This is a genomic window from Polyangium mundeleinium (assembly GCF_028369105.1).
GTDB classification, from domain to species: domain Bacteria; phylum Myxococcota_A; class Polyangia; order Polyangiales; family Polyangiaceae; genus Polyangium; species Polyangium mundeleinium.
The window spans coordinates 2904805-2931710 of record NZ_JAQNDO010000001.1 but is presented as its reverse complement, the minus strand read 5'-3'; the positions used below and the strand labels follow the sequence as shown (position 1 = coordinate 2931710).

The following is a 26906-nucleotide window of genomic DNA, read 5'->3' as shown; positions in this document are numbered from 1 at the left end:
TCCGCCGCGGCGCACGTTGCGTCATCCAGTCTTCCGAGCGAGCGTCATTCTTCGGAAGAGGAGCGACGTGCCAAGTGGCCAGGGACGTTTTCGTGTACCGCGCTCTTGTACCGCGCTTCCTCCTCGTTCGCAAGCGTGCGAGCAGGGAAACGCGTTTGGACCTGTTCAGGACGGCGGCGCCTCGCCCCTCTCCTCACCTCGAAGCCCCGGACCGTCTCCGCGGACGAACCCCTTCGGCTCCCGTCCCCGCCTCCGCTCCTGCCCGGAATTCCCCCTTTGCACCCCCTCCGAGCAGACGAACTCGTCCCTCGCCGCACATGCGTGGTACCGTCGTGCCATGCATGACGTCCCTTCCTCCCCCAAGGATCACCTGCGCGCAGCTCGCCGCGCCGTGGCCCTGCTCGTCACCGGCTTTGCCATCGTCGCGTGCGGCGGGAACGCCAACTACCCCGACCGCCCCGACGTCACGACCGCGCAGGCTGCGTGGTGCGACTCCCTCGCCAAGTCCGAGGGCCCGGGCGGCGCCTGGGATCGCATGACCGAGTGCCGCTCGGCCTCCCCCACGGCCTCCGCGGCGTACATCCGCGTCATGACGAAGTGCTTCTTCGAGCGCGTCGAGGAGGCCAAGCAGGCCGGGGATCCCGCCGCCGCCGACCGCGCCCTCCTCCTCTCCGAGTGCAACGAAAAGGCCCTCGTCGACCTCCCGATCAGCAGCGCCGGCGTCGACGAGGTCGTCGACGCCCGCTGCAACCGCGCCACGCGCTGCGAGAAGGTCGAGTTTGCCGAGTGCAAGGCCGCCATGAAGCGCCTCGAGCCCGCGCAGCAGGCCATGTTCACGACGCGCTACAACGCCGCCGCGCTCCACGACATCGCCAGTTGCCTCGGCGGCGGCTGCGGCGACAACGAGGAACAGGCCCAGGCCGATTGCTACAAGCGCGCCGAGGACAAGCTCCTCTGGTTCCCGTGACTCCTTCCAACGCTTGACTCGAACCTGATAGGTTGTCCCGCCATGGTATCAGCCCTCCAAAACCACCCACAGCCGCGTCGCGCGGCCCTCCTCCGCGCGCTCTTCGCCGCCCTCGCGCTCGCGTTCGTGCTCTTCGCGCCGACCGACGCGCGCGCCGCGGGCACCGTCACCCTCGCCACGAGGGAGCCCGAGGAGGTCAACGGCAAGTGGAAGCTGAACTTCACCATCAACTACGGGGCGAAGCCGGACATCGCGTACATCCCGATGATCTTCAGCTTCACGCCCGTCGTGCTCTACGAGCGCTCGCTCACGGACCAATCGCCCGAGCGCCCCCTCCTCACGAGGCTCCCGCTGAAGGGCCAGCCGAGCATCAACGAGAGCATGGACGTCGGCTTCTCCGACGCGAGCGGCAAGGTCTTCAACATCACGAAGTTCGACTTCGTGATCCGTCGTGACAAGGGCTTCGAGGCCGGCGAATACGACCTCAAGATCACCCGCCAGACGGACGGCGCCCAGATGGGCCAGACCATCAAGCTGATCCTCAAGGGCGACAACCCCATCGTCGACCGCCGCGCCATGGTCTTCGCGGGCGAAAAGAAGAAGAAGCCCGAAGAGAAAAAGGCCGACGCCGCGGGCGAAAAGAAAGAGGGCGAGGGCGAGCCTGCCGCCGCCGGCGGCGAGACGCCTGCGGAGCCCGCCGCGACGGGCGAGACGCCCACCGAAGCGCCCCCCGCCGAGCCCCCCAAGCAAGGCGGCTGCGGATGCCGCGTCGCCGGCGTCCCCGCGCCCTCCTCCGGCGCGTCCCTCGCCGCCCTGCTCCTCGGCTCCGCCTTCGTTGTGCGCCGCAGGACCGCCCGTAGCTGAACCCCCCGCCTACGCCCGCGAACCCCTTCTTCCGGGCACCCCGGAAAGCCGGGCGAAGCCCCCCTCTCCGTCGGAAAGTTGCCACTTGCCCCTGTAGAGCCCCTCTGCCGGGTGGTATCGTCACGTCACTCGCCCGCCAAGTACGGTCGGCGACCCAACGCGGAGAAGGGCATGCGCAGACGCTTCGCATTTCTTGGTTTCGTGAGCACGCTCGGCGTGGCGATGTTCGCCTACGGTTGCGGCGCCACCGGCGGAAACAGCTCGGGCGGCGACGGTGGCGACGCCGGCAATTCGGACACCGGCGGCAACACGCAAGGCGGAACGGGCGGCGACGGCGGCTGCCTGTTCAACTGCGGCATGGGTGGCAATGGGGGCACGCCGAACGGCCAGCAGCTCATCATCGCGCCCCTGAATCCCACGCTCAACGTCATCGACCTCAACAAGCCGACGCAGGTCTTCACGGTGAAGACCCTCGACGGCCAGGATGTGACGAACCAGGTCTCGTGGGTCTACGAGCGGCCGGACATCGGCGACGTCACCAGCGCGACCTTCGTGCCGACCGGCAACGTCGGCGGCACCGGCGTCCTCACGGCGAAGCTCAACATGGCCGAGGCGAGCACCAACGTCACGGTCAACGTCAAGAAGACCGTCAACACGGCAGGCCTCCCGCCTGCGCAGATGGCGGCCTTCGACACCCCCATCGGCCCCGATCCGGGCGTGCAGATCGTCTACCCGTACCACGACACCGTCTTCCCGCTCGGCGTCCTCGCGCCCGAGCTCCAGTGGAACGGCGTCGGCGGCCCCGAGATCTACCGCCTCAAGATCACCGAGAAGCACATGGAGTACGTGACGTACTTCCAGACGGGCGCGCCGGCTCGGTTTCTGATGGACCAGAAGGACTGGGAGAACATCGGCGCCTCCGGCACCGGCTCGCAGAGCGACCCGGTCATGGTCCAGCTCTCGCGCCTCGCGCCCGGCGGCGGCGCGTATGCGCCCACGAGCCAGGTCTGGCACGTCGCGCAGGGCCGCGTCCGCGGCGCCGTGTACTACTGGGAGCTGCCCGGCGTCTGCGGCGGCGGTGAGAACGGCCGCATCCTCAAGATCAAGCCCGACTCCGCCACGCCCGAGGAGTTCTTCAATCCCGGCGGCTGTTATGGCTGCCACTCCGTCAGCCGCAACGGCCAGACCATGATGGCCACGCTCGACAGCAACCTGCCCTTCCCGCAGTTCACGATCGATCTGGCGCAGGTCCCGGCGCAGTACGGCGCGATCCAGCCGAACTCCGGCCTCGGCGGCACCTTCAGCGCCTTCAACCAGACGGGCGACAAGATCCTCGTCAGCAACGACGCGGCCTCGAACCCGAGCAACTCCATCCTGCGCATCGTCAGCGCCGCGGGCGGCGCCGTCCTCAACCCCAACGCCATGGGCAACGGCTGCGGCGAGCCCGCGTGGTCGCCCGACGGGAACAAGGTCGCGGCCATCTGCGGCCTCGGCGGCGGCGGCTGGGTCTTCGACGCCACGAGCGGCTACCTCGCCACCGGCGACGTCGCGGCGGACGGCATCTCGGTCAGCAACGTCCATCCCATCGTCCAGCAGGCCGGCGGCCAGGGCCGCCCGGCGTACCCGAGCTTCACCTCCGACAGCCAGTACATCGCGTTCGGCCGCCCCACGCTCGGCTCGCGCTCGACGGGCAACGGCGACCTCTGGCTCGTCAAGAACGACGGCAGCGAGCTGAAGAAGCTCGCCATCGCCGGCAGCGACAACAAGAGCTTCAACCCCGTCTTCGCGCCCCAGCGCGCCGGCGGGTACTACTGGCTCGTCTTCATCTCGCGCCGCGACTACGGCAACACCATGGTCAGCACGAACCGCCAGCAGCTCTGGATGACGGCGATCGACGACCCGCCGACGGCCGGGGATCCCTCGCACCCGCCCTTCTACATGCGGGGCCAGGAGAGCTGCGGCCTCTCCGAGAACGCGTACATGGCGCAGGAGCCCTGCAAGGCGCAGGGCCAGGGCTGCGTCACGGGCGCCGATTGCTGCGGCGGCCAGTGCGTCAAGGACCCGGCGAGCGGCGCGTACGTCTGCGGCGAGCCCCCGCCTCCAGGCTCCTGCTCCGAGACCGGCAACGCCTGCACCACGAAGGCCGACTGCTGCAACCCGGTCGACGAGTGCATCGACGGCTTCTGCGCGCAAAAGCCGCCGAAGTGAGCGCCTGACCTCCCCCGGCGCGGAGCTGGGGCTTTGCCCCAGGCCCCAGGAGGGGGCTATCCGCCCCCTCCACCCCGGACCAGCCAGGGGCTGGACCCAAGCTCGATGAACTGCGCGGCGCGCAGTTCATCGAACAGGCCCGTTCAAGACCAACAGCGACCCTGCCAACCGAGACAGCCGCGCTGCGGGTTCTGCTGGCAACCTGGGTTCTTCGTCGGCCTGTTTGAAAAACTGCGCGAAGCGCAGTTTTTCAAGCCTCGGTCCAGGCTGTGCCTGGTCCGGGGTCGAGGGGGCGGACAGCCCCCCGCGGGGTCCGGGGCAGCGCCCCGGCGCGGGCGCCCTCCCACGACGCACGACCCCGTGTCACGGCGCTGCGCATCGCGCGCGCCCGTTGCACCGGCCGTGCCCATTTCGTCCTGGCGCAACCATTGCTTATTCACGGGGACAGAAGGAGGGATCCCCATGAAAGCAATTGCGATGGGTATGGCAATGGCGGCGGCATGGCTGGTTGCGGCGTCGGTGAACGCCCAGCCGCGTCCTTTGCCCCTGGGACCCGATGGAAGTGGGAGCGCGACGGGCATCGCGATCGGCGCCAAGCCGGCTTCGGAGCTCCTGGAGGGCTGCGCGGGCTTCGTTGGGGAGGAGGCCAACTTCGAGGTGCAAGTGGATACGGAGCGGCCGTCCCTGCGGCTGCGGATCGAATCGCCACCGCCCTCCGACACGGTGCTGATCGTTCAGCTCCCCGATGGATCGTACCGTTGCAACGACGACGCCAGCCCGCAGGATTTCCAGTCGCAGCTCGACATCGAGAACCCGGGGCTCGGCACGTACCGCGTGTGGATCGGCACGTTCACCAACCCGAGCTTCACGCTTTCCGTATCCTCCCCGCCGCGCGAAACGCCGCCCCCCGAATCCTGATTCTCCCTGCCATGCTCGGCCCCTGAAATGAAAGGGCCCCGGCGCTGTCTCGACGCCCGGGGCCGGGGCCACGCCCTGTCGACAGGCCATCGAGATGGTCGCCTTCACCCCCACGCCCTGTCGACCGCACATCGACATGGTCGCCTTCACCCCCACGCCCTGTCGACCGCACATCGACATGGTCGCCTTCACCCCCACGCCCTGTCGACCGCACATCGACATGGTCGCCTTCACCCCCCACGCCCTGTCGACCGCACATCGACATGGTCGCCTTCACCCCCCACGCCCTGTCGACCGCACATCGACATGGTCGCCTTCACCCCCCACGCCCTGTCGACCGCACATCGACATGGTCGCCTTCACCCCGACGTCCCATCGAGCAGGCACGGGGAGCAAGGCCATCCCGTCCATGCCCTGTCGACCGGCCTTCGGGGGGATGCCCTCGCCTTCCCACGACGTATGTCCACGAGGGCCGAGCCTCGCGACCGCATGAAACCGATCGGACCTGGCCCTCCCCTTGCTTCACGAGGGGCCTTCGCGGAGGTCATCCTCATGAGCGATGTAGAAAAGGGCCCCTTCGCGGGCCGCATCCAGGGAATCGATCACCTCACGTTGCCCGTCGGGGATCTCGCCGTCGCCGAGCGTTTTTACGTCGGCCTCCTCGGCGCGAAGGTCCTCATGCGCGTCACGCCCGAGCTCCTCGCCTCGCTTGGCCGCAGCGGCGACGTCGCGCGCAGCATCCACATCACGGTCGAGCTCGGCTCCGCCCGCATCGACCTCTTCCCGCAAGGACACGGATGGCCCTCGCCCACGCAGGACCACCCGCACATCGCGTTCGCCGTCGCGCCCGAGGACATCGTCCCGATGAAGCAGGCCCTCGAAGCAAACGGCGTCGCCACCGAGGGACCACGCCGGCTCGGCCCGCCCGGACACGCGTCCCTTTATTTCTACGACCCCTTCGGCAACCACCTCGAGCTCACCTGCAGGGGCTTCACGGGCGACCTCCCGATCGGCGCCCCCGACCTGCACGAGCTCGCGCGGCGCGCCGGCCGCGCCTGAGACGCGCGCCTCTCCGATCGACCGGCCGCACGCCGCGGGCAGCACGATCCGTCGGCTCTGCCATACTCCGCCCGTGCATCCCACCATCCTCCTCTTCGACATCGACGGCACCCTCATCGACACGGGCGGCGCGGGCCGTCGCTCCATGGACCGCGCCTTCGAGGGTGTCACCGGCCGGGCCGATGCGTGCGCGCACTTCTCCTTCGACGGCATGACCGACCGCGCCATCGTCCGCCGCGGCCTCGACGCCGTCGGCGCGAGCGTCGACGACGCGGCGATCGATCGTGTCCTCGTTGCCTACCTCGAGGCCCTCGTCGCCGAGGTCGCCGCCTCCACCGGGTACATCACCCACCCCGGCATCGACCGCGTCCTCGATCGCGCCGCCGAACAGCCCCACATCGCGCTCGGCCTCGGCACCGGCAATGTTCGGGACGGCGCCCGGATCAAGCTCGACCGCGCGAGCCTCTTCGATCGTTTCTCCTTTGGCGGTTTCGGCTGCGACCACGAGGACCGCGCGGCCTTGCTCGACGCGGGCGCCCGGCGCGGCGCCGAGCGGCTCGGCAAGGGCCGGGACGATTGCCGCGTCGTCATCATCGGCGACACACCCAAGGACATCGCGGCGGCCCGCGCCATCGGCGCCGAGTCGCTCGCCGTCGCGACGGGCAGGTTCGTCCCGGAAGCACTCCGCGAGGCCGGCGCCACGTTCGTCTGCGACAATCTTCTTTCGCCGGGTGCCTTCGCAATACTCTTCCCGGACGCCTAGTTTCCGGATTATACCGGGCAGAACCTTGGAGCCCGGTTCATGAAACAACGCCCCTACGCCTCCCTCGCCCTCGCCTGCCCCCTCGCGCTCGCCGCGACTGTCTTCGCGTGTAGCTCTGCGCCGCCGCCGCCCACGCCGACCACGGCGTCGGCGGTGGCCACGACCACGCCGGGGCAAACCCAGGCGGCCGCGGGCGAAAAGCCGGCGACGGTCGAGGAGGCGCAGGGGTTCGCGATCCGTGTCAACGACGACCTCAAGAAACTCTGGACCGCCTCGGCGCGCGCGGCCTGGGTCAACAAGACGTACATCACGGACGATACGACGGCGATCTCGGCGGCGGCCGAGGAAGCCAACATGGAATACCTCGGCACGGCGATCACGGGCGCGACGCGCTTCGACGGCCTGACGCTGCCCGAGCCTGTGGCGCGCCAGCTCAAGCTCATCAAGCTCTCGACCACCCTGCCCGCCCCTGCGGATGCGAAGAAGCGCGCCGAGCTCGCGCAGATCGCCGTCTCGATGGAGGCCGATTACGGCAAGGGCAAGTATTGCCCCGCGCGGCTCGGCGGCAAATGCCAGAACCTCGACGAGCTCTCCAACATCATGGCGAAGAGCCGCAAGTACGACGAGCTGCTCGACGCCTGGACGGGCTGGCATTCGATCGCGCCTCCGCTTCGCGAGCGGTACACGCGGTACGTCGAGCTCGGCAACGAGGGCGCGCGCTCGATTGGCTTCTCGGACGTGGGCGCGCTCTGGCGCTCCGGCTACGACATGACGCCCGAGGCCTTCGAGGCCGACACCGAGCGCCTCTGGAACCAGGTCAAACCCCTCTACGACGAGCTGCATTGCCTCGTCCGCTCGAAGCTCCGCAAGGTCTATGGCAAGGACAAGATCGGCGACAAGGCCCCGATCCCGGCGCACCTGCTCGGCAACATGTGGGCGCAGGACTGGTCGAACCTCTACGACCTCGTCACGCCGTACCCGAAGGAGGCCTCGATCGACGTCACGAAGGCGCTCGTCGACAAGAAGGTCGACCCCATTGAAATGGTCAAGATGGGCGAGCGGTTCTTCACCTCGCTCGGCCTCGATTCCTTGCCGAAGACGTTCTGGGAGCGCTCCATGTTCGTCCGCCCGCGCGACCGCGAGGTCGTCTGCCACGCGAGCGCCTGGGACGTCACCTACGGCGGCGACATTCGCATCAAGATGTGCATCGAGCCCAAGGAGGAGGATTTCATCACCATCCACCACGAGCTCGGGCACAACTACTACTACGCCTACTACTACACCCTTCCGGTCCTCTTCCAATCGGGCGCCAACGACGGCTTCCACGAGGGCATTGGCGACACGATCGCGCTCAGCGTGACGCCGGGGTATCTGAAGACGATCGGCCTGCTCAAGGACGCGCCGCAGAACCCGAAGGCCGAGACGAACTTCCTCATGAAGCAGGCGCTCGCGAAGATCGCGTTCCTCCCGTTCGGCAAGCTCATCGATCAATGGCGCTGGGACGTCTTCGCGGGCAAGACGCCGACGGGCAAGTACAACGAGGCCTGGTGGAACCTGCGCCAGAAATACCAGGGCGTCGCGGCGCCGGTCCCGCGCAGCGAAAAGGATTTCGATCCCGGCGCGAAGTTCCACGTCCCCGGCGGCACGCCGTACACGCGGTACTTCCTGGCGCACATCTACCAGTTCCAGTTCCACCGCGCGCTCTGCAAGGCGGCTGGCCACACGGGCCCGCTCCACACCTGCTCGATTTACGGCAACAAGGCGGCGGGCGACAAACTGAAGGCGATGCTGGCGATGGGCGCGAGCAAGCCCTGGCCGGAGGCGATGAAGGCGATCTCGGGCGAGACGCAGGGCGACGCGAGCGCGATCCTCGAATACTTCGAGCCCCTGCGGAAGTTCATCCGCGAGGAGAGCAAGGGCGAGACCTGCGGCTGGTGAAGGGGAAGGCCGGGGGACGTGCGCGTGCGCGTCCCCCGGGAAGGCTCAGAAGAGCAATCCGCAGAGCTGATTGCCCGGGCAGCAGATGTCCATGCCGCCCCCGACCTGGTCCGTGTGCGCGCAGACGCGCGACCCCTTGCTCGGGTAGTAGTAGGCCCAGAAGAAGCACATCTCGTCGTTCGCCGACTCCCCGAAGCCCACCTGCTGGCTGCTCTGGTTGTCCCAGGAGCACGTGAACCGGAAGCCCCCGCCTTCGGGCACCTGGAACGGCGGATCGTGAACCACGGTCGGCGGCTCGCTCCAGAGCCATCCATCGACGTCGTACACCGTGGTATCCGCCCCGTTCTTCGACGGCGCCCACGACACGGTCACGTCCTTGCCCCATTGGTGCGTGTGCCCGGTGATTCCGAAGAACTTCGAGCCCACGAGGTCCGCGGGCAGCGGCAGGAACGTCGGCCCGAGCGTCGCCTTCGTATGCGGCGCGATGTTGATGTCGGGGTTGCCGATGAAGAGGAAATCGGCCTCGTCCTTGAAGTCGGCTTCCTTCATCGTGTAGAACGTCGATGTCGCCGACACGTCGATCTCGGACAGCGACGCATTGAGGTAATGCATTTCGAGCCGCACCATCTGGTTCGGCTGCATCGTGAACGCCACCCCGTCCGGCAGGGTCAGCGTGTCCTCGTGTTTTTGCGTGATCATCACCGGCGCGCCCTTCGACGGGTCCAGCGTGTCGGCGAAGGGCTGGCAATCGAACGGCTCGAGCTGCTCCACCGTGTCGTTCGTCCGGTACACGATGAGGTGATGCGAGCCCGTCGGCAGCACGTTGCGAATCTCGTGGATGCGCTCGAGCACGTCGTTGCCGAGCCGCTTCACCACGCATTGCGTGTGCTCGGTCCCCGGCGCCACCTTCACGGGGTCGAACGTCACGGTATACGACGTCGTCCCGCCGCCGCTGCCGCCGCTGCCGCCGCCGCCCCCGGTGCCGCCGCCACCGCTCCCCCCGCTCCCGCCCGCCCCGCCGGGCCCAGCAGCACCCGCCCCGAGGTCGACGTTCCCGGAGCTGGAGCAACCAACGATTGCCAAAGAAATTGCGACGAGGGGAAGAAGCATTCTCATGGGAATCTCGCTTTCGTCACGGCAAGGAGTGCGCGCAAAAGCGAGGATAGCCCGGGGCCGACGGCGGCGTCCATGTTTTTTCGCGAAACCGAGCCCGAGGGCTGCGCTTCCGCAATGGGCGTAGTTTTTTAATGCGGAAGGGGTGCGGGGAGACGAACGCGGGCAAGGGGGCTCACGGCGCGGGCGGCGTCACGGGCCCGACGGCGCCCGACGACGACGCCGGAAGGGTACGAGCAGGGCCGCGAAGAGCGCGCCGAAGAGGCCCACCGAGGTCCTCGTGTCGCTCGCGCCCGCGACGCTGCAGTTGCAGCCGCCCTCGACAGCCGTGCCGCCGCCGGCGCCCGCCGCGCCGCCCCCGCCCTCCCCATTCGACTCGAGCTGACACGTCGCCGAACAGCCGTCGCCGTCCGTCGTGTTGCCGTCGTCGCAGGCCTCGCCCTCGGTCTCGACGCCATTGCCGCAGCCCGTCGCCGTGCAGTTCGTGTCGCAGCCGTCGCCGTCCACGTCGTTGCCGTCGTCGCAGGCCTCGCCTTCGGTCCTCGTGCCGTTGCCACACGCCGTCGACGTGCAGGTCGTGTCGCAGCCATCACCGTCGACGTCGTTGCCGTCGTCGCATTCCTCGCCGAGCGTCACGATGCCGTTGCCGCAGGCCGTCACCGAGCAGTCCGAATCGCAGCCGTCGCCGTCGCTCTTGTTGCCGTCGTCGCAGGTCTCGCCCTCGTTGACGATCGCATTCCCGCAGGCCGGCAGCTTGCAGTTCGAATCACAGCCGTCGCCGTCCGTCGTGTTGCCGTCGTCGCACTCCTCGGCCGCCGTCTGGATGCCGTTGCCGCAGAAGCTCGACGTGCAGTTCGAATCACACCCGTCGCCGTCGACCGTATTGCCGTCCTCGCAGACCTCGTCGGCCGTGAGCACGCCGTTGCCGCAGGCCGTCGCCGTGCAGTTCACGTCGCAGCCGTCCCCGCTCACATCGTTGCCGTCGTCGCACGCCTCGCCGACGCCGACGAACCCGTTGCCGCAGGCCGGGTTGAAGCAGTTGCCGTCGCAGCCATCGCCGCCCACGGTGTTGCCGTCGTCGCAGAGCTCGCCGCCCGTCACGATGCCGTTGCCGCAGCCTGTCACCGTGCAGTTCGCGTCGCAGCCGTCCCCGCTCACCGTATTGCCGTCGTCGCACGCCTCGGCGCCGGCCTTCACGCCGTTGCCGCAGCCCGTCGGCTTGCAGTTCGCGTCGCAGCCGTCGCCGCTCACCGTATTGCCGTCGTCGCACGCCTCGCCGTTCGTAAGGACGCCGTTGCCGCAGCCCGTCGGCTTGCAGTTCGCGTCGCAGCCGTCGCCGCTCACCGTATTGCCGTCGTCGCACAACTCGGCGCCGGTCTTCACGCCGTTGCCGCAGCCCGTCGGCTTGCAGTTCGCGTCGCAGCCGTCGCCGCTCACCGTATTGTGGTCGTCGCAGACCTCGCCGGCCGCGGTCTCGACCGTGCCGTCGCCGCAGGCGCCGACGTCGAGCGTCATGACGATGTGCATGTTCGTATTGCCGAGCGCCGCGAGATCCGTGATCTCCTCCATGCCGACACAGTCGGGCGCGCGGACGTAACCCGGCGCCGATTGGCCGGCCGCGTTCGAGCCGATGTAAAAGGCGGTGCCGGTCGCCTGGCCATTCGGCACGAAGATCTCGACGACGATCGGATCCTGCGTATCGAAGGAGACGTTCGGGTCGAGGGGGACGGTCACCAGCGTCCCCTGCTGCGACGGGACCATCACGAAGGCGGGCTCCCCGATCGGGACGAGATTCGCCACCTCGAGCGTCGAGGCGAGCGTGTAGAACCTGACGCGGAGCACCAGCGGGCCGTTGAACAGCGCGTCGACGCCGAACTGCACGCTGCGGATCCCGCTCGCGGGAATGCCGAGGCCGTACAGATCGAACACGCGATAATAGGAGCTTTGGGACGTGCTCAGGCCGTCGCCACATGCGGTCGAGATCCCAAGGCCGGTCGTGTGGGGATCGGTGTTTTGCGTGATGGGCACGGCGTGGGCGCTGCTCGTCCCTCCGAGCAGCGCGCCGATACACATCACCCCGAAGAACCCGCGCTTGATCATCCTCTCCTCCACGCGCCCACGATGGACCATCAAATACTGGGGGGAAAACGATCATGAATCCGCCTCCGCGGCAAGAGCAGAGTTCTTCGTCTGGTCAAAAACTCCCAGCGGGACGAACCCGGCCGGTGTCTCAGCTCAGTCCAGCGCCGCGCGCGCGACGTGCTCGAGCTCCGTGCGTCGTGCTTGTACGCTGTCGAAGAGCGCGAGTTGTCCGCGGCCGCGCACCAGGTTATGCTCGCCCCGGGCCGGGAATCGCCGCGCGTCGAAGCCGAAGTACGCCTCGCGCAGCGCATCCGCGAGAAACCGCGCCGAGAGCTCCAGGCATATCGTCGCGAGCCCATCCACGATCGCCCCCGCCTCCTCCGCCGACACGAGCCCCGCCCCCCGCGCGACCTCGCCATACCCCGCGAGCGCCGCGCCAAACGTGCCCGCGTCGATCGCCACGTGCGCCACGTCCTCGCCCGCCGGATTGCACCACGAGCGGAGCGCGTCCCCCATCTCGAAGGGCCAGATCATCCGGCCGAGTGTGTCCAGATCCACGAGACACACCGCCTGTTCACCCTGGAACAAGAGATTCGATATTTTGAGATCTCCATGCACGTGCCGAAGCGGGAGCCGCTCGAGATCCGGCAGCCGCGCGGCCTCGGCGAGCAGCCGCCGCGCGAGCGGCTCGACCTCGCCGAACAGCCGATGCCCCGTGTGCGCATCGAGCGCCGCTTCCAGCGTGGCGAGGTGTTTTTTCGTGTCGTGCACCCCAGCCCGCACATGCCGGTAGTCGTATGCGAGATCGGCAACGGCCGCGTGAAACCGCGCCACCATGCGGCCCGCCTCGCGCGCGAAGCTCAGGCTCGGCACGCGGTCGTGGCTCTGCCCTTCCACGTACGAGAGCGCGCGCCAGGCCCGCCCCTCCTCGTCGTCGACCCATAACGCGCCGTCATCGGTGCGCAGAGGCCGCGGCGTCATCAGGCCCTTGGCCGCGAGGTGCGCCGTCACAGCGTCGATGTCCTCGTTCACCACCCCCGCGAACACGGGGTGCAGCCGCTGCACGATGACCTTCCCCGCGCGCCCCTCGACGAGGAACGTGCGGTTGATGAGGCCCCCGCCGTGGGGCGCGTGGGGCCTTTGATCGAGGTCACGAAAGCGGGCGAGGATCCAGGAGGGAATCGTCTCCATCGGCGCGCGAGGATGCACCGAGAGACGTTTTTCGACAAGAACCGCGCTAGCCGGCTGCTAGAGCGCGAGCGCTTGATCGAGATCCGCGATCAGATCCGCGGCCGCCTCGATCCCCACCGAGAGCCTGAGCAGATCCCGCGGCACCGGCGAGTCCGGTCCTTCCACGCTCGATCGATGTTCGATGAGGCTCTCCACGCCGCCGAGCGACGTCGCGCGTTTCCAGAGCGACACGCGCGACGCGACCCGCACCGCCGCCTCCTCGCCGCCCCGGATCCGCACCGACAGCATCCCGCCGAACCCCCCGTCCATCTGCCGCGCTGCCACCACGTGCGTAGGGAACGAGGACAACCCCGGGTACATCACGGAGAGCACCCGCGGATGCGGTTCCAGGTGCTCGGCGATCGCGAGCGCGCTCTTCGACGCCGCCCGCACCCGCAGGAACAAGGTCCGCATGCCTCGCACGAGCAGCCAGGCCTCGAAGGGACCCGCGATGCTGCCGACCTGCGACCGCGTGGCGCGCACGCGCTCCCAGAATTCACCCGTCCGCGCCGCCGTCAAGGTCCCGGCGAGCACGTCGGAGTGACCATTCAGATATTTCGTCGCCGAATGCATCACGAAATCCGCGCCCCACGCGAGCGGCCGCGTCAGGACCGGCGTCGCCGACGTCGAGTCCACGCAGACGAGCGCCCCCGCCGCGTGCGCGAGCCGCGACACCTCGGCGATGTCCGTCACGCCCCAGAGGGGATTCGCGGGCGTCTCCACCCACACGAGCCGCGTCTTGTCCGGCTCGATCGCGGCCGCGACCTTCTCCGGGTTCGACATGTCCACGACCGACGCCCGGAGCCCGAGCCGCTCTCCCGGGCCACATATCCAGCTCCGCAAAGACCAGTACATCACCTCCGGTACGACGACGTGGTCGCCGGGCGAAAGGCTCAAAAAGACCGCCGTTGCCGCTGCCATTCCCGAGGCAAAGAGCATGCTCGATGCCCCGCCTTCGAGGGACGTGACGAGTGCCTCGGCCTGATCGAACGTGGGATTGTCCGATCGACCGTACACCCTGCCTGACCGGTATTGATTGTCCGGATCGCGCAGAAAGGTCGTCGACGGGTGAATCGGCGATACGATCGCGCGCGTCTCCGCATCCACCCATCCGAGCGCCTGCGCCGCAATGCTCTCCGGGGCGAACGTTCGTCCTGTGGAATCGTGCCGCATGGGCCTCCTCGACGCCCCCACTCTACCCTGAATCTCCGAGGACGCCCGGCCTCTTTTCGTTTACGCTCCTCCCACGATGCCGCCCGGCCGTATTCCCGTCCCGCTCCTCGTATGCCTCGCGCTCCTCGGTTTCGCCGGGAACTCCTTGCTTTGCCGCGCGGCCCTCGCCGATGGCGCCACGCGCATCGATCCCGCCACGTTCACCACCGTGCGCCTCGCCTCGGGCGCGGCGACGCTCGTGCTCCTCCTCCTCGCCCGGGGTGCTCGCCCTCACCAGGGCACCTTTCGCTCGGCTTTCGCGCTCTTCGCTTATGCGGCGGGTTTTTCCCTCGCATACGTCCGTATTGGCGCCGGCATCGGCGCGCTGGTCCTCTTCGGGTGTGTCCAGACGACCATGCTCGGCGCGGGCCTGCTACGGGGCGAACGCCCTTCCGTGAGCGGATGGATCGGCCTCGTGCTCGCCCTCGGCGGTCTGCTCGTCCTCGCCGCGCCGGGGGCCACCGCGCCCGATCCCGTGGGTGCTCTCCTCATGGCGACGGCGGGCGTCGCGTGGGGCCTTTATTCGCTCCGGGGCCGCTCCGCTGAAAATCATTCAACGCTTGGGGGCTCCGCTCGGACAAGCCGAGCTACACCCCCAAACCCCCTCGCCGCGACCGCCGACAATTTCGTCCGCGCCGTCCCGCTCACCCTCGCGCTTTCCCTGGCGAGCGCGTGTTTCCTCGAAATCCCGCGCGCCTCCCCGCGGGGCCTCCTCCTCGCCGTCGCGTCGGGCGCCCTCGCCTCCGGGGTCGGTTATAGCCTCTGGTATGCGGCGCTCCCGCGCCTCACGGCCATTCGCGCCGCCGTCGTGCAGCTCCTCGTCCCCGTCCTCGCGACGGCGGGCAGCGTGCTCCTCCTCGGCGAACACCTCACGCCGCGAATCGCCCTCGCGGGCGCCATGCTCGCGACGGGCGTGCTCCTCGCGTTGCGAAGGCGGGAGGCCGTCAAACGAGCATAACGTTCCCTCGGATAAAGCCTTTCGACGCCTGGTATGCCCCTTGCGAACCAGGTCGTCGAAAGGAATGGGAACGATGTCCACGGAACCCCGAGACGCCTCCCAATACACGACCGACGCGAATGCGGCGGTGTTGAACAGCCTCCCTTTCGACGACACGGCGGATTTCGAGGACGCGAGCCGCGGTTACCTCGGGACGTGGAACCCTCCGCTCCAGATCACGAACGAGAAAGGCAAGACCGTCTGGACCCTCGCGCCTTATGTGGATCAAACGCGCGACGCCCCGTGCCCGCCCACGGTAAACCCGAGCCTGTGGCGCCAGGCCAGGCTGAACACGATGAACGGCCTCTTCAAGGTCACCGAGGGGTTTTACCAGGTCCGCGCGTTCGACATGTCGAACATGACCATCATCGAGGGCGCCGAGGGCCTCATCCTCATCGATCCGCTGATCTCCTGCGAGTGCGCCGCCGACGCGCTCCGCCTCTACCGCGAGCTCCGCAAGCGCCCCGACGTGAGGGTCAAGGCCATCATTTACACGCACAGCCACGTGGACCATTTCGGCGGCGTGTGCGGCGTCGTCGATCCCGAGGACGTCCGCGCCAACCGGGTCGAAATCGTCGCCCCGGCGGGCTTCCTCGAGCACGCCGTCAGCGAGAACGTGTATGCGGGCGTCGCGATGATCCGCCGGGCGCAGTATATGTACGGCCCGTATCTCGTGGCGGGTCCCCGGGGCCAGGTCGACTCGGGCCTCGCCAAGGGCCAGTCCGTCGGCCGGATCTCGATCATCGCGCCGACGAAAACCATCTCGCTGACCGGCGACACGATCGAGCTCGACGGGGTTCGCATCGAGTTCCACATGACGCCGGGCGCCGAAGCGCCGGCCGAGTTCGACTTCTACTTCCCGGATCACCGTGTGTTCTGCGCAGCGGAGAACGCCACACACACGATGCACAACATCCAGACACTCCGGGGCGCGCGCGTCCGTGACGCGCTCGAATGGTCGAAATACCTCGGCCAGGCGCTCGACCTCTTCGGGGACAAGACCGACGTGCTCTTCGCGCAACACCACTGGCCGCGCTGGGGTCAGGAAAGGATCGCCTCGTTCCTCTCCAAGCAGCGCGACATGTATCGTTACCTGAACGACCAGACGCTGCGAATGCTCAACAAGGGCTACACGGGCATCGAGATCGCCGAGGTCTTCGAGATGCCGCAAAGCATCGCCCGGGAATGGTTCACCCGCGGCTATTACGGCACGGTCAACCACAACGTGAAGGGCGTTTACGACCGGTACATGGGCTGGTTCGACGGCACCCCGGCACGCCTCCACCCGCTCCCGCCCGAGCGGAGCAGCTCGAAATACGTGGAGCTCATGGGCGGCGCCTCCAAGGTCATCGACGCGGCCGGCGCCGCGTTCGACAAGGGCGAATACCGCTGGGCGGCCGAGCTCCTCGACAAGGTGGTCTTCCACGATCCGACGAACACGAAGGCGAAAGACCTCCTGGCAAACACCCTCGAGCAGCTCGGCTACCAGGCCGAGGCCGGACCGTGGAGGAACTTCTACCTGATGGGCGCGCAGGAGCTGCGCGAAGGCGTGGTGATCCCCTCGGACGCGCCGTCAACCGACGCGAGCATGTTCTCCGCGATGACGCTCGACATGATCTTCGATTCGCTCGGCGCGCGCCTGATGGGCCCGCAGGCGCGGGATCCCATCCTGATGAACTGGAGTTTCACGGATACCGATCAGCACTACGCCGTGGAGGTATCGAACGGGGCCCTGAGCTACGTGGCGCACACGCGTGCCGGCGCGGACGTGACGGTGACGACGACGCGCAGCACGTTCGACGCGGTCCTGCTCGGACAGCTCTCGTTCCGCGAAGCCGTCACGACGCAGAAGGTCCGGCTCGAAGGGCGCGTCGGCAAATTTCTCGATTTCTTGCTGCTGCTCGACGATGGCGACCCCGCATTCCCCATCGTCACGCCGAGGCCGGACATCGAGGCGGCATGGAAGGGCAAAGACCGAAAACCTCCGAGCGACCCCACGTCGTCCGAGGCCGAGCTCGTCGAGCACGAGGGGATGAGCCGACTCCGCCGCTTCCTCGCGGAGCTGCCCAAGGGCTGTTGAAGCAGCGTCCGTCAGAACGCCGGCTCCTTCTTCTGCGCCGCCATTTGCCGGATGCAATACGAAAGCCCCTGCCGCAGGGTCCCGAGCGTCTTCAACGACGAGAGATCCATTCCAATCGACACGATCGTCTGCGCCACGTTCGACCGGATGCCCGTGATGACCCCGCACGCGCCGAGGAGCCCGATCGCGCGCACCATGCCGATGAGGTAGTTCGCCGTCGCCGTATCCACGACGTCGACGCCGGTCAAATCGAGCAGCACGAAACGGGCGTTCGTGCGCGAGACAGCACCGAGCAGATCGCTCATCACCCGCGCGGCGCGGCTCGAATCGATGATTCCCACGAGCGGCAGCGCGATCACGCCGTCCCATACCTCGAGCACCGGCGTCTCCAGGTTCCGGATCACGTCCTGCTGCCGCTCGATCACCTCGAGCTTCTGCGTAAGCTCGCGTTGCGCCTTTTGCGCCTCGGAGACGTCGATCGACATCCCGATCACGCCGGTCACCGTCCCGTTCTCGTCCTTGACCGGCGTATACCAGCTCTCCCAAAAATGGCCCGGCGCGGGCTCCGTGATCTTGCGGTGCGCCTCGCCCTGGAGCGCGCGGTTCAGCCACACGTTGGCCTCGGGGGGATAGAGATCGTGGACGTTTTTCCCGGTCAGATCGCCCTCGCTCCGCGCGGCTTTCCCGTCGTGGAACGTCATGTACCCCTGAGGGTCGATGGCCCAGACGACGACGTCCAGGTTATCGAGCAACGAGCGCAAAATGGCCGCCTCTGCAGCAGGTCCGCGGTCGACTCCACCACCGTCCATGCCACCCTCCGCCGGCCGAAAAAGCCGATCGAATTGTAATGGTCTCAGGGGGTACCATGGACATATACCCAGCGCCATGCCCCTGACAGCGGCGAACCTGGCAAAGCAGTAAATGGACGTGGGCGTGTAGGAGCGAATGGCTGGAGGCCCTACGCAAGGGCCTCTATGCCGTCGGGAGAAGCCCTAAGGTCGCTGCGCGGGCATCAGTACTGCGGGTGCTTCTGAATGAGGCTCACGATCTCGAGAAGCTCGGGATCGTTGCCGCTCACGTTCGCCGCGCTCGCCAGCGCATACGCGTCGGCGAGGTTTTGCCCCGTCGGCGACTTCAGCGCCTCGGCGAACGCGACGATGGCCTTGGCCTTGGGCAGCCCCGCCTTCTGCGCCGCGAGCAGCTCCCCCACCGTCGTCGTCACCTCGGTCTCCTGGTCGAGGTACGTGAGCGGCGTCTTCCAGCGCGCCCGCACGGTGATCGTGTCGGTCGCGACGATCTGCGCCGGGTCGCAGGCCTTCAGCACCTGATTGAAGATCATCGCGTCGCTCGGCGCGAGGTGCTGCGGCTCGACCTCCTCGGGGTTCTCCGAATACTCCTCGCCGTAGAACTTGTGCATCTGGAAGTACCACGGCATCGTCAGCTCGACCTGCACGCCGCGCGCCGCAATCTCCATGGTCTCGTCGAACCGATCGACGAACATGCGCGACGCCTCGCCCACGCTGTCGAGATAAACGTACGCGCCGCGCCCCTTGTCGGTCACGATATCCATCAGCCGATCGTCGTACGATCCGCCGGGCCCCGTGCCCACGCCGACCAGGTAAATGCCCTCCTTGTCGGCGTCCTTCGATTTCTCGCCGATGAAATCGGCGTCCGTCTGCCCCACGTTCGCCCCGCCGTCGCTGATCAGGACCACGCGGTTCAGCCGCCCCGGACCATAATTCAGCTCGGCGAGCTCATAGCCTTTGACGAGGCCGCTGTGCAGGTCCGTCCCGCCGCTCGCCGAGAGCTCGTTCGCCAGGGCCACGACCTGCGGGTCGTTCGGCCCCGTCACCGCATGGCCGGCCATCACCACGTTGTTGCTCGTGTTCCAGGTGACGGCATTGACGATGTCGCCCTCCTGGAGGCTCGCGGCGATGGCCTTCACCGCCGCCCGCTCGCGCTCGATGCCGGGGCCGCCCATCGAGCCCGAGGTATCGAGCACGAACGTCACCGTCATCGGGCGCCGCGGCTTGACGGCGTCGTACGAGCGCACGGCGATCTGGAAATCGAGCTCGTTCGCGACCGCGGTATTCGCGAGCTCCGGGAACAACGCGAGCTTGCCCGCGGGCGGCGCGTCGTACTGGATTCGATAATAATTGAGGAACTCGTACGTGCGGATCTCCTGGGCCATCGGCTCGATGCCGGTGCCGAGCAGCTCGCGCACGTGGACGGGAGAGCCCATCGAATTGGAATCGTCGGCCGAAAGATAAAGGACGACGGGCTTCGACGAATCGAGCCCTTCACAGGTGAACTCCGGGGCGGCGGCGTCCGTGCCCGCGTCTGGGCCCTGCGCGGGCGGCGCGACCGGATCCTCCGGCAGGGGCTCCCCCGAGAATCCGCCCGAGCCGCCCCCCCCAGCGAAGCCGCCCCCCCCATTGAAGCCGCCCCCGAAGCCGCCCACGCCCACCGATCCCGCGGGCTCGCCTCCGGTCGACTCGTCGAACCCGCCCGAGCTGTTCGCGTTGTCATCCACGGCAAGACAAGCGGCAATGCTCCCGCCGAGCGAAGCCACCAACAAGGGAAGGAAGACGAGCGCGCGCATCGACCGTTGATTCATGAAGACCTCCCGAAGCGAGGTGACAAAGCCGAGCAAACCGCATGCCCAGGCCACGGGTGTACGATTTCAGCGTCGAAGCGCCTTTCTTTTCTCGCCGCACCCGTGGCCCACGCTGGCACAAGGCCAGCGCCCGCCGACCTGCGGCGTCACGGCGTGCGTCGGTTCAGGCGCCGAGCTCGCGCCCGCGCTCCATCGTGCGGGCATTCTCGGGCACCCGCTCCAGAAAACTCTCCCGCATGGCGCCGTCCGTCATTCGATTCGCCCGCGCGAGGAGCCGGGTGCGCGCCTGGAAGATCGCGGTTTTCCCGCTCGCCGCGCTCCCCGACGCGAGCAGCGCCTCGGCATACACGAGCCGGAGGAGCGCCTCGCCCTCCTCCATGCCTCCGAGCGACGCAAACAGCCCCATCGCCGCCCCCGCAATGCCGAGGCCCGACGGCCAGTTGCCCTGCGCGAGCAGCGCGCGCGCCCACGCCGCGAGCGCGAACGCCCGGAGCGGCCCGATCGCCGCGAGCGCCTCGGCCGCGCTCTCGGCCTCGATCTCCGCCGCCTCCATATCGCCGCGCGCGAGCAGCAGCGCGGACAGGTAAATTCGCGCCCGCCCCTCCTGCCGTCGGTTCGATTGCTGCGCGAAATCAGCGATCGCCTCGCGCACGTTCCGCTCAGCCTCTTCGAGCGCCCCGCGCGCCGCCAGCGCGGGCCCGAGGTTCTGCTTCACGAGCGCCGCCACATTGGAAAGACCGAGCCGCCGCGCCTCGCCCAAAAGCTCCACGAGATCCCGCTCCGCCTCGGCGAAAAGCCCGAGCTGAATCCGCGCGTGCGCCGCGTTCACCCGCCCCACGCACGCATCCCGCCGATTGCCCGTCGCGAGGAACGCCGGAATGCTCCGCTCGGTCGCGAGGAGCGACGCCGCCGGATCCCCCGCGCAGAGCGCCCGCGACGCGTGCAGCGCATAAAGCCGCGCCGCCACCCCCTGATCCCGCTCCGCGATCGGCCACGCCACCATTCCGAGCTGCCCGATGAGCTCCTCGGCCGCCGCGTGTTCCCCCGCGTGAAGCAACGACGCCGCCACGTGCGCCACCGCGCTCACGGCCGGCGCCGACGAACCCATCGCCTCCGCGCCCGGCGCGCGCACCGCCTCCGCGAGGTCCTCCAGCGCGTCCTTTTGCCCGAGCCGGACCAGCATCGACGCCGCCGTCGCCGCCGCCCCGTACCACGCCCCGCTGCCCCGCGGCAGCGCTTGCATTGCGCGCGCCGCGCGCGCCGACGCCTCGGCCGCCTCCCCGAGCCAGCGATAGGCCTCCGCCTGGATCCACGCGAGCTCCCCGCGCGCCTCGGCCGACGCGCCCCGCGCCCCCTTCTCGGCCCGCTCGATCGCCGCCCGGAAATCGTTCCCTTCGAGCGCCTGCTCCGCCGCCCGCCGGTACCACGTCGCGGCCCGCGCCGGCACGCCGCCGCGCTCGTAATGTTCTGCCAGGACAACGGCGTCCCGCTCCCCCGCCTCCTCCAGCCAGGCCCCCGCGAGCTCGTGCCCGAGCGCCCGATCCGCCTCCGTCAGCGCCGCATAGGCCGCCTCCCGCACGAGCGCGTGCCGGAACGCATACTCCTCCTGCGCGGGAAAACGGCTCTGCGCCCGCTTCACCACGAGCTCACGCGCGCAGAGATCCGCGAGCATCGGCGCGAGCGCGTCCTCGCGTAGCCCCTCCCCGAGCAGCGCCGCGGCCCCGCCGCGCCAGAACACCTGCCCGAACACGCTCCCGGCCCGGAGGAGCCGCCGTGCCTCGGGCGCGAGCGCGATGAGCCGCGCCTCGACCATCGCCAGCACCGTCTCCGGCAGCTCCGCGGCCCGCCCGCTCTCTGCCGCGCGGATCAGCTCCTCCAGGTAAAACGCATTGCCCCCGGCCCGCTCCACGAGCCGCGCCACCATTGCATCCGAGATCCGGTCCCCGAGCACCTCCCGCACGAGCCGCTCGGCCGCCTTCTTCGAAAGCTCCTTCAGCCGGATCTCCTGCAAAGGCCGCCCTTCCCATAACCGTGGAAATATCTCCGGCAGATCCGGCCGCGACAGCGCCAGCACGAAAATCGGCCGCTCGGGCAGCGCGCGGAGCAGCTCGTCGACGAGTTTTACCGTGGGCCGGTCGCCCCAATGCAGATCCTCCAGGATCAACATCGCCGGCCGCTCGTCCGTCTCGACGCGCAGGAGATCCTCCCACGCGGCCCGGATCTGATCCCCCATCAGCAAAGGATCCCGCCGCGCCGCGCGCAGCTCGATGCTCTCCTCGTCCACCGGCGGCACACCCGCGAGCGGACCGAGGAACATCATCGCGCGTTCGAGCGCCTTGCCCGCGAGGTGCCGCCCGAGCCGCGCGCGGAGCCGCTGCCGCTGCACGTCGAGCGGCATCCCCCCGGACAACCCCGCCTGCCCGCGCAGCATTTGTCCGACCAGCGCAAAGGGCGAATTCTGGCTCATCGGATCGCCCTGCCCGACCCATAGGCCAATCGAATCCCGTTGCTCGCGGACCTTTCGCAAAAGCTCGTGCCGGAGCCTGCTCTTGCCCATGCCCGGCGCCGCGAGGATCACCGCCGCGCGCGAAAGCGGCTCATCGAAACATTCGTCGACGAGCGCCATCAGGATCGCCATCTCGCTCTCGCGGCCGACGCAATGCGTGGGCCGCCCGAGCAGCGTCCGCGCCGCCTCCGCCACATCACGCTCGCCGCGCAGGTACAGGCCGCCCTCGTCGCCGTCGACGTCGAACCGCACGTCGAGCAGCCCCGCCATCACGTCGTCGAGCCGGATCGGCGGCGCCTTCCCCGCGGGCGCCTTCTTCCCGAGCAGCCGCACGCCTCGCTCGATCACCGCGCCCATCGGCAGCCCCTCGGACGACACCTCCGCGCCCGCCACGAGCGCCATCGGCGCCTCCGGCAACGTCGCCCGCAGATCCAGCGCCGACCGCGCGGCCCGCGCTGCCTGATCCGTCGCCGCGCCCGTCGACAGCAGGCTCACCACGAGCGTTCCATCCGAAAGCGCGTCGAGCCGCCCGCCATACCGCTCGACAATCGCCTCCAGCGACCGCGCACGCCCGCCCGCCCCGATCGCCGTCTCGACCCCCGCGAGCTCGAGCGTCGGCGCGAAGACCTCACTCTCCCCTGCCCGCAACGCCCGCTCGCCTGGCGGCAATTTCGTGAGCACGAGCGAGACCACGCGCCGCTCCTTGCCCGTCAGCCCGCTCGGCCGCAGGCTCGCCTCGATCGCGTCCGTGTCCGCGATGATCCCGAGCGCCGCGATCTCCGCCGCCGCCGCGACCCCGTCCTTTGGCCGATCCTTCGGCGCCTTTGCCAGCATCCGCGCGACGAGCTCGTCGAGCGCCTCCGGCACCCCCGTCCGCAACGACGAGACCCGCGGCGCCTCCTCCAGCACCACCTTGAGCAGCGCCGCGTGCATCTCCTCCGCCGCGAACGGTGGCCGCCCCGTCAGGCAATGAAACAGCACGCAGCCGAGCGCGAACACGTCCGCCCGCGCGTCGATCCGCTTCGATCCTCGCGCTTGCTCCGGCGCCATGTACGCGGGGGTCCCGAGCACGTACCCCGTGTGCGTCAGCGCCTCGCCCCCCTCGACCCGCGCGATCCCGAAATCGAGCAGACGCACATCCGTGGCGCTCTGCCCCACGAGAAAGATGTTCGCCGGCTTCAGATCCCGATGCACGATCCCCGCCGCGTGCGCGACCCCGAGCGCCTCGGCCACGCGCCGCGCCACGCCCACGCTCTCTGCGGCGTCGAGCCCTGTGCGCCGCAGCCTCTCGCCGAGCGTCTCGCCTTCCAGCCACTCGAGCGCCAGCCATGGCTCCCCCTCGGCGCCGAGCCCGTGCGCCACGTGCCGCACGATCCCTGGATGACCGAGCCCTTCGAGCAGCTCCGCCTCCCGCACGAAGCGCGTCTCGGTGTCCTGGTGGGCGTGGGCCCACAGCACCTTCAGCGCGACGATCCCGCCCGTCTTGCGGTCCTTCGCGCGAAACACCTTCCCCATGCCGCCCGAGCCCGCCACTTTTTCGAGCTCGAACCGATCCGCGACGACGTCCCCGGGTTTCATGCTGGGAGCCCGACGCGTAGCGCGAAGCGCGGGAAAAGGCCAGCTTTTCGGCCGGCCTGGGCGACCGTGAGCCGACTCAAGCCGGATCCACGACCGAAAGGACAGCCCGTAGAACAGCATTGGAGATCGCGAGCGAGGCGTACGCGACGAAGAGCTTCAGGGCGAGGCCGTGTTTCTTCGTGGTGAGCCACTTTGCCCCGATTCGGACCAGGCCCGTGACCCATAGCCCGCCGAGCGCGGTGAAGGCCAGGCCGAAAGCGAAATCGGACCATATCACCCCGACGTCGAGCATGGCTCTTAAAAATACGGTCGCGGCTCCCGCGGTTCTTGCAAGCCACACCAGCAGGGCGCCGAGGACGCAGAATGGCATCGTCACGACCGTGAGATGTGGGAGCGCCGCCAGGACGAGGAGCACGCGCGCGTGATCGACCTCGAGGGGTCCGCTCGCCCTGCGCCCGGCGCGATGAAGGACGAGGACCGCCGTGATCGATGCGGCGATCATGGCGCTGGAGGGGCCTATCACGCGGAGCACGGCGATGCCCGTGAAATACGGGAGGAGCTCGTCCGGCTCGAAGAAGCCCAGCGTGTAGGCGAACCAGAGATACTCCACAGAGCCTGCAACCAGCCCGACCACGACGCCGACCGGGAAAGAGAACATCACCACCCTTTCGTAGGGCGCGACCACGCTGGGGAGGGGCGCGGCGGGCGGCGACGCGACGGACGGCGCGTACGCCTGGCCGAGGTCGAGTTGGTCGTCCATGTCTCTGCCGCGAATCCTACTCGGCAGGTTTGTCGGGGTCAAGCTCCACGGCGTTTGCCGCCGCGAGCGCCTCGATCTCGGCGAGTTCCTCGGGCGTCCACGCTCGCAGTTGTCGGAGGAACGAGTCGAAATCGCTGGCGACGAAGTAGATATCTGGCGATGCTAATCCACAATTCGTAGTCGTCGCCATGGGGATGCTGCGGAATCCCTCTCAGCCTCCCAATCAGGGGGAAGGTCAGCCAGTTCGGCGAGCGACGGGTCATCCTCGAAAAGATGATTTACCCCAACGACATGCGGCACATCCTCCTGAGGATGGGTGGCTCCGCAGAGAAACTGCCAGTCGCCTTCAGACCGCGAAACCAGCAAGACAGGTCGCGTGCGTTCGAAGATGTGTGAACAGAGATAGGCTGGTGTTTCGGTACTCTTCATGGCTTCCACTCCTCGGGAGTCTTCGCGCCTTTTGAACGATTGCACGTCCGGCAGGAAGGCACCAGGTTGTCTGGCGTTGATGGTCCGCCTCTGACATGGGGTATGCGGTGATCCGGTTCATAGGAGTTTGGCTTCCCGGCTTTAGGGTCTAGTTCTTTGCCGCAGTAGGTGCAATGGGGAACTCCGTCGGCATCTTTCGCCCGCTCAAGCCCTTTCGCCCGGTCTGACGGAGTGAATCGTCTTTTATCACTTGGTGGGTTTCCCTGGGCGGCAACGGGGGTACTCTGCGCGCCGTTGGGCTTCGACACGTTGGGGGTCGCCGTGACCGGCTTCGTCGTCGTCGTGACCGTCGTCCCGTTGGGCGGCGCCACTGCCTTCGGTGGGCTCGGCGCCGGCGGGCTCGGCAGCTTCGGCCGCCGCAAGAACCCGCCCGGTCCGCCTGCCCCCGCCGGCAGGAACACCGGCATGCTCCGTAGCCTCTGCTGAGCCGCCCGCAGCGCCCTCGCCCCCGCGGTCTCCAGGGCCCCCGCTCCCGCCGTGGCAAGCGTCAAAAGGGTATCCGCCAGGGCGTTCACGATTGCGTACTTGGCCTCGGCATCCGCCCAGCCTTTTCCATACCCCTTGAGGAAGCCCTCCCAGGCGATCTTGGCGAGCTGCTCGTCGTCGTACGTCGGCAGATCCGGGATTGCATTCAGTTGTCTGGCCACATCGGCCCGCATCTTGTCGGCGCCTGCGGGGTTGTTCCAAAGCGCTACGTCGAAGGGGCGCCCCCCGCCGACACTGCGGTTGAGCGAGCTCGCTGCTTCCGCCGCCCCGCCAAGCGTCGCCCCCCACTCGCGCCCGATCCTCTCCCCCGTGCGCCTCGCCTCCTCCTCGGCGTCCCTCCGCGCCAGGTTGACTTTCTGTTCCTCGTATGTATTCCCGGGCGGAGGCGGCGGACACGGCGCGCTCATCCCCGGCGCGGGGGCGGGCGTGGGCGCCGTTTGCCCGAGAAAACGCTGATCCGGTGGCCCATTTCGCGGCCTCTCGCAGGGCCTTATCGCCGACGTCCGCGTCTCGGTTCGGACCGTCGTGCGCTTGGCCGGCTCGGCTTCCGGCTCTTTCGCCGCGATCTTCTCCGGCGGCGGTGGCGGTGGCGGCGGAGGCTTGTCGCAGGGCAGATCCTGGTACGCGAGCCCGAGGAGCCGCCGGCTCTCGATCGGCGCGTGGGGGTCATGGATGAAGACCGCCTTGACCGAAGGGTTTTCCAGGAGCTTTTCGAGCGGCTCGAACGCCGGTCGAGGCACTCCGTCCCCGAGCTCGTACCAGTGGCGCGCATTCGGGCCGACGCGGGGATGCCGCCGGCAGACGCGAAACACGCTCTTGCCGTGCAGTTCCTGCGCCCACCCCTCGGTATGCACGCGCGCCGCGCCGCACCCGAGGAGCCATGCCGAAACGCCAAAAGCGACGAGCCCCAGCAGCCCAACCCGAAAGAACCGCAGAGCCCCGAGCATCCACAGACGCAGATGCAACGACGGAACGAGCGCGCGGCGCGAAGTCATCGAGAGCCCTCCCCGGCAGGCGGCAAGACGCCCATGGCGACGTC

General features: G+C 68.5%; 19 protein-coding genes. 9 read left to right on the top strand and 10 right to left on the bottom strand.

Annotation, left to right across the window (positions count from 1 at the left end; genetic code table 11):
* Positions 1-337: 337 nt before the first annotated feature.
* From POL67_RS11910 to POL67_RS11880, 7 genes are all read left to right on the top strand, one after another.
* Positions 338-967: a hypothetical protein gene (locus POL67_RS11910; RefSeq protein ID WP_271917390.1), complete on the top strand. Its 630-nt coding sequence runs from the start codon at positions 338-340 to the stop codon at positions 965-967.
* 42 nt (positions 968-1009) lie between these two features.
* A complete protein-coding gene (locus POL67_RS11905; RefSeq protein WP_271917389.1) occupies positions 1010-1831 on the top strand; it encodes an MYXO-CTERM sorting domain-containing protein in 822 nt (273 codons plus the stop codon).
* 171 nt (positions 1832-2002) lie between these two features.
* Positions 2003-4039, top strand: coding sequence for a TolB family protein (locus tag POL67_RS11900; protein ID WP_271917388.1), 2037 nt, complete (start codon positions 2003-2005; stop codon positions 4037-4039).
* A 462-nt stretch (positions 4040-4501) separates the two neighbouring features.
* The gene (locus POL67_RS11895) at positions 4502-4957 is read left to right on the top strand and encodes a hypothetical protein (protein ID WP_271917387.1); all 456 of its coding nucleotides are present in this window, start codon (positions 4502-4504) and stop codon (positions 4955-4957) included.
* A 552-nt stretch (positions 4958-5509) separates the two neighbouring features.
* Positions 5510-6016, top strand: coding sequence for a VOC family protein (locus POL67_RS11890; protein ID WP_271917386.1), 507 nt, complete (start codon positions 5510-5512; stop codon positions 6014-6016).
* A gap of 73 nt (positions 6017-6089) precedes the next feature.
* The gene (locus POL67_RS11885) at positions 6090-6779 is read left to right on the top strand and encodes an HAD family hydrolase (protein WP_271917385.1); all 690 of its coding nucleotides are present in this window, start codon (positions 6090-6092) and stop codon (positions 6777-6779) included.
* 39 nt (positions 6780-6818) lie between these two features.
* Positions 6819-8717 carry a M2 family metallopeptidase gene (locus POL67_RS11880; RefSeq protein ID WP_271917384.1) on the top strand — a complete coding sequence of 633 codons (1899 nt, stop codon included), beginning with the start codon at positions 6819-6821 and terminating at the stop codon, positions 8715-8717.
* 45 nt (positions 8718-8762) lie between these two features.
* Here POL67_RS11880 and POL67_RS11875 read toward each other — a convergent pair whose 3' ends face one another.
* The 4 genes from POL67_RS11875 to POL67_RS11860 form a co-directional block, all read right to left on the bottom strand.
* A complete protein-coding gene (locus POL67_RS11875) occupies positions 8763-9833 on the bottom strand; it encodes a monooxygenase (RefSeq protein ID WP_271917383.1) in 1071 nt (356 codons plus the stop codon).
* A 189-nt stretch (positions 9834-10022) separates the two neighbouring features.
* A complete protein-coding gene (locus POL67_RS11870; RefSeq protein WP_271917382.1) occupies positions 10023-11930 on the bottom strand; it encodes a DUF4215 domain-containing protein in 1908 nt (635 codons plus the stop codon).
* A 135-nt stretch (positions 11931-12065) separates the two neighbouring features.
* Positions 12066-13103: a phosphotransferase enzyme family protein gene (locus POL67_RS11865; RefSeq protein WP_271917381.1), complete on the bottom strand. Its 1038-nt coding sequence runs from the start codon at positions 13101-13103 to the stop codon at positions 12066-12068.
* A gap of 57 nt (positions 13104-13160) precedes the next feature.
* Positions 13161-14315: a trans-sulfuration enzyme family protein gene (locus tag POL67_RS11860; protein WP_271917380.1), complete on the bottom strand. Its 1155-nt coding sequence runs from the start codon at positions 14313-14315 to the stop codon at positions 13161-13163.
* 76 nt (positions 14316-14391) lie between these two features.
* On the opposite strand from POL67_RS11860, the gene POL67_RS11855 reads away from it, so the two are divergent.
* Both POL67_RS11855 and POL67_RS11850 read left to right on the top strand, forming a co-directional pair.
* Entirely contained in the window at positions 14392-15312 is a 921-nt protein-coding gene (locus tag POL67_RS11855; RefSeq protein ID WP_271917379.1) for a DMT family transporter, read from the top strand.
* 73 nt (positions 15313-15385) lie between these two features.
* Positions 15386-17431 carry an alkyl/aryl-sulfatase gene (locus POL67_RS11850; RefSeq protein ID WP_271917378.1) on the top strand — a complete coding sequence of 682 codons (2046 nt, stop codon included), beginning with the start codon at positions 15386-15388 and terminating at the stop codon, positions 17429-17431.
* Positions 17432-17442: 11 nt separating this feature from the next.
* Here the strand turns inward: POL67_RS11850 and POL67_RS11845 are convergent, their stop codons facing one another.
* The 6 genes from POL67_RS11845 to POL67_RS11820 all read right to left on the bottom strand — a co-directional run bounded on the left by POL67_RS11845 (position 17443) and on the right by POL67_RS11820 (position 26862).
* The gene (locus POL67_RS11845; protein WP_271917377.1) at positions 17443-18240 is read right to left on the bottom strand and encodes an STAS domain-containing protein; all 798 of its coding nucleotides are present in this window, start codon (positions 18238-18240) and stop codon (positions 17443-17445) included.
* Between the two features lie 203 nt (positions 18241-18443).
* Positions 18444-20048 carry a vWA domain-containing protein gene (locus POL67_RS11840; RefSeq protein ID WP_271917376.1) on the bottom strand — a complete coding sequence of 535 codons (1605 nt, stop codon included), beginning with the start codon at positions 20046-20048 and terminating at the stop codon, positions 18444-18446.
* Between the two features lie 163 nt (positions 20049-20211).
* The gene (locus POL67_RS11835; RefSeq protein ID WP_271917375.1) at positions 20212-24132 is read right to left on the bottom strand and encodes a serine/threonine-protein kinase; all 3921 of its coding nucleotides are present in this window, start codon (positions 24130-24132) and stop codon (positions 20212-20214) included.
* Positions 24133-24208: 76 nt separating this feature from the next.
* Positions 24209-24892, bottom strand: a complete 684-nt coding sequence (locus POL67_RS11830) for a hypothetical protein (RefSeq protein ID WP_271917374.1) — start codon at positions 24890-24892, stop codon at positions 24209-24211.
* Between the two features lie 16 nt (positions 24893-24908).
* The gene (locus tag POL67_RS11825; RefSeq protein ID WP_271917373.1) at positions 24909-25082 is read right to left on the bottom strand and encodes a hypothetical protein; all 174 of its coding nucleotides are present in this window, start codon (positions 25080-25082) and stop codon (positions 24909-24911) included.
* 235 nt (positions 25083-25317) lie between these two features.
* On the bottom strand, positions 25318-26862 hold the full coding sequence (locus tag POL67_RS11820; RefSeq protein WP_271917372.1) for an HNH endonuclease: 1545 nt from the start codon (positions 26860-26862) through the stop codon (positions 25318-25320).
* Positions 26863-26906 lie beyond the last annotated feature (44 nt).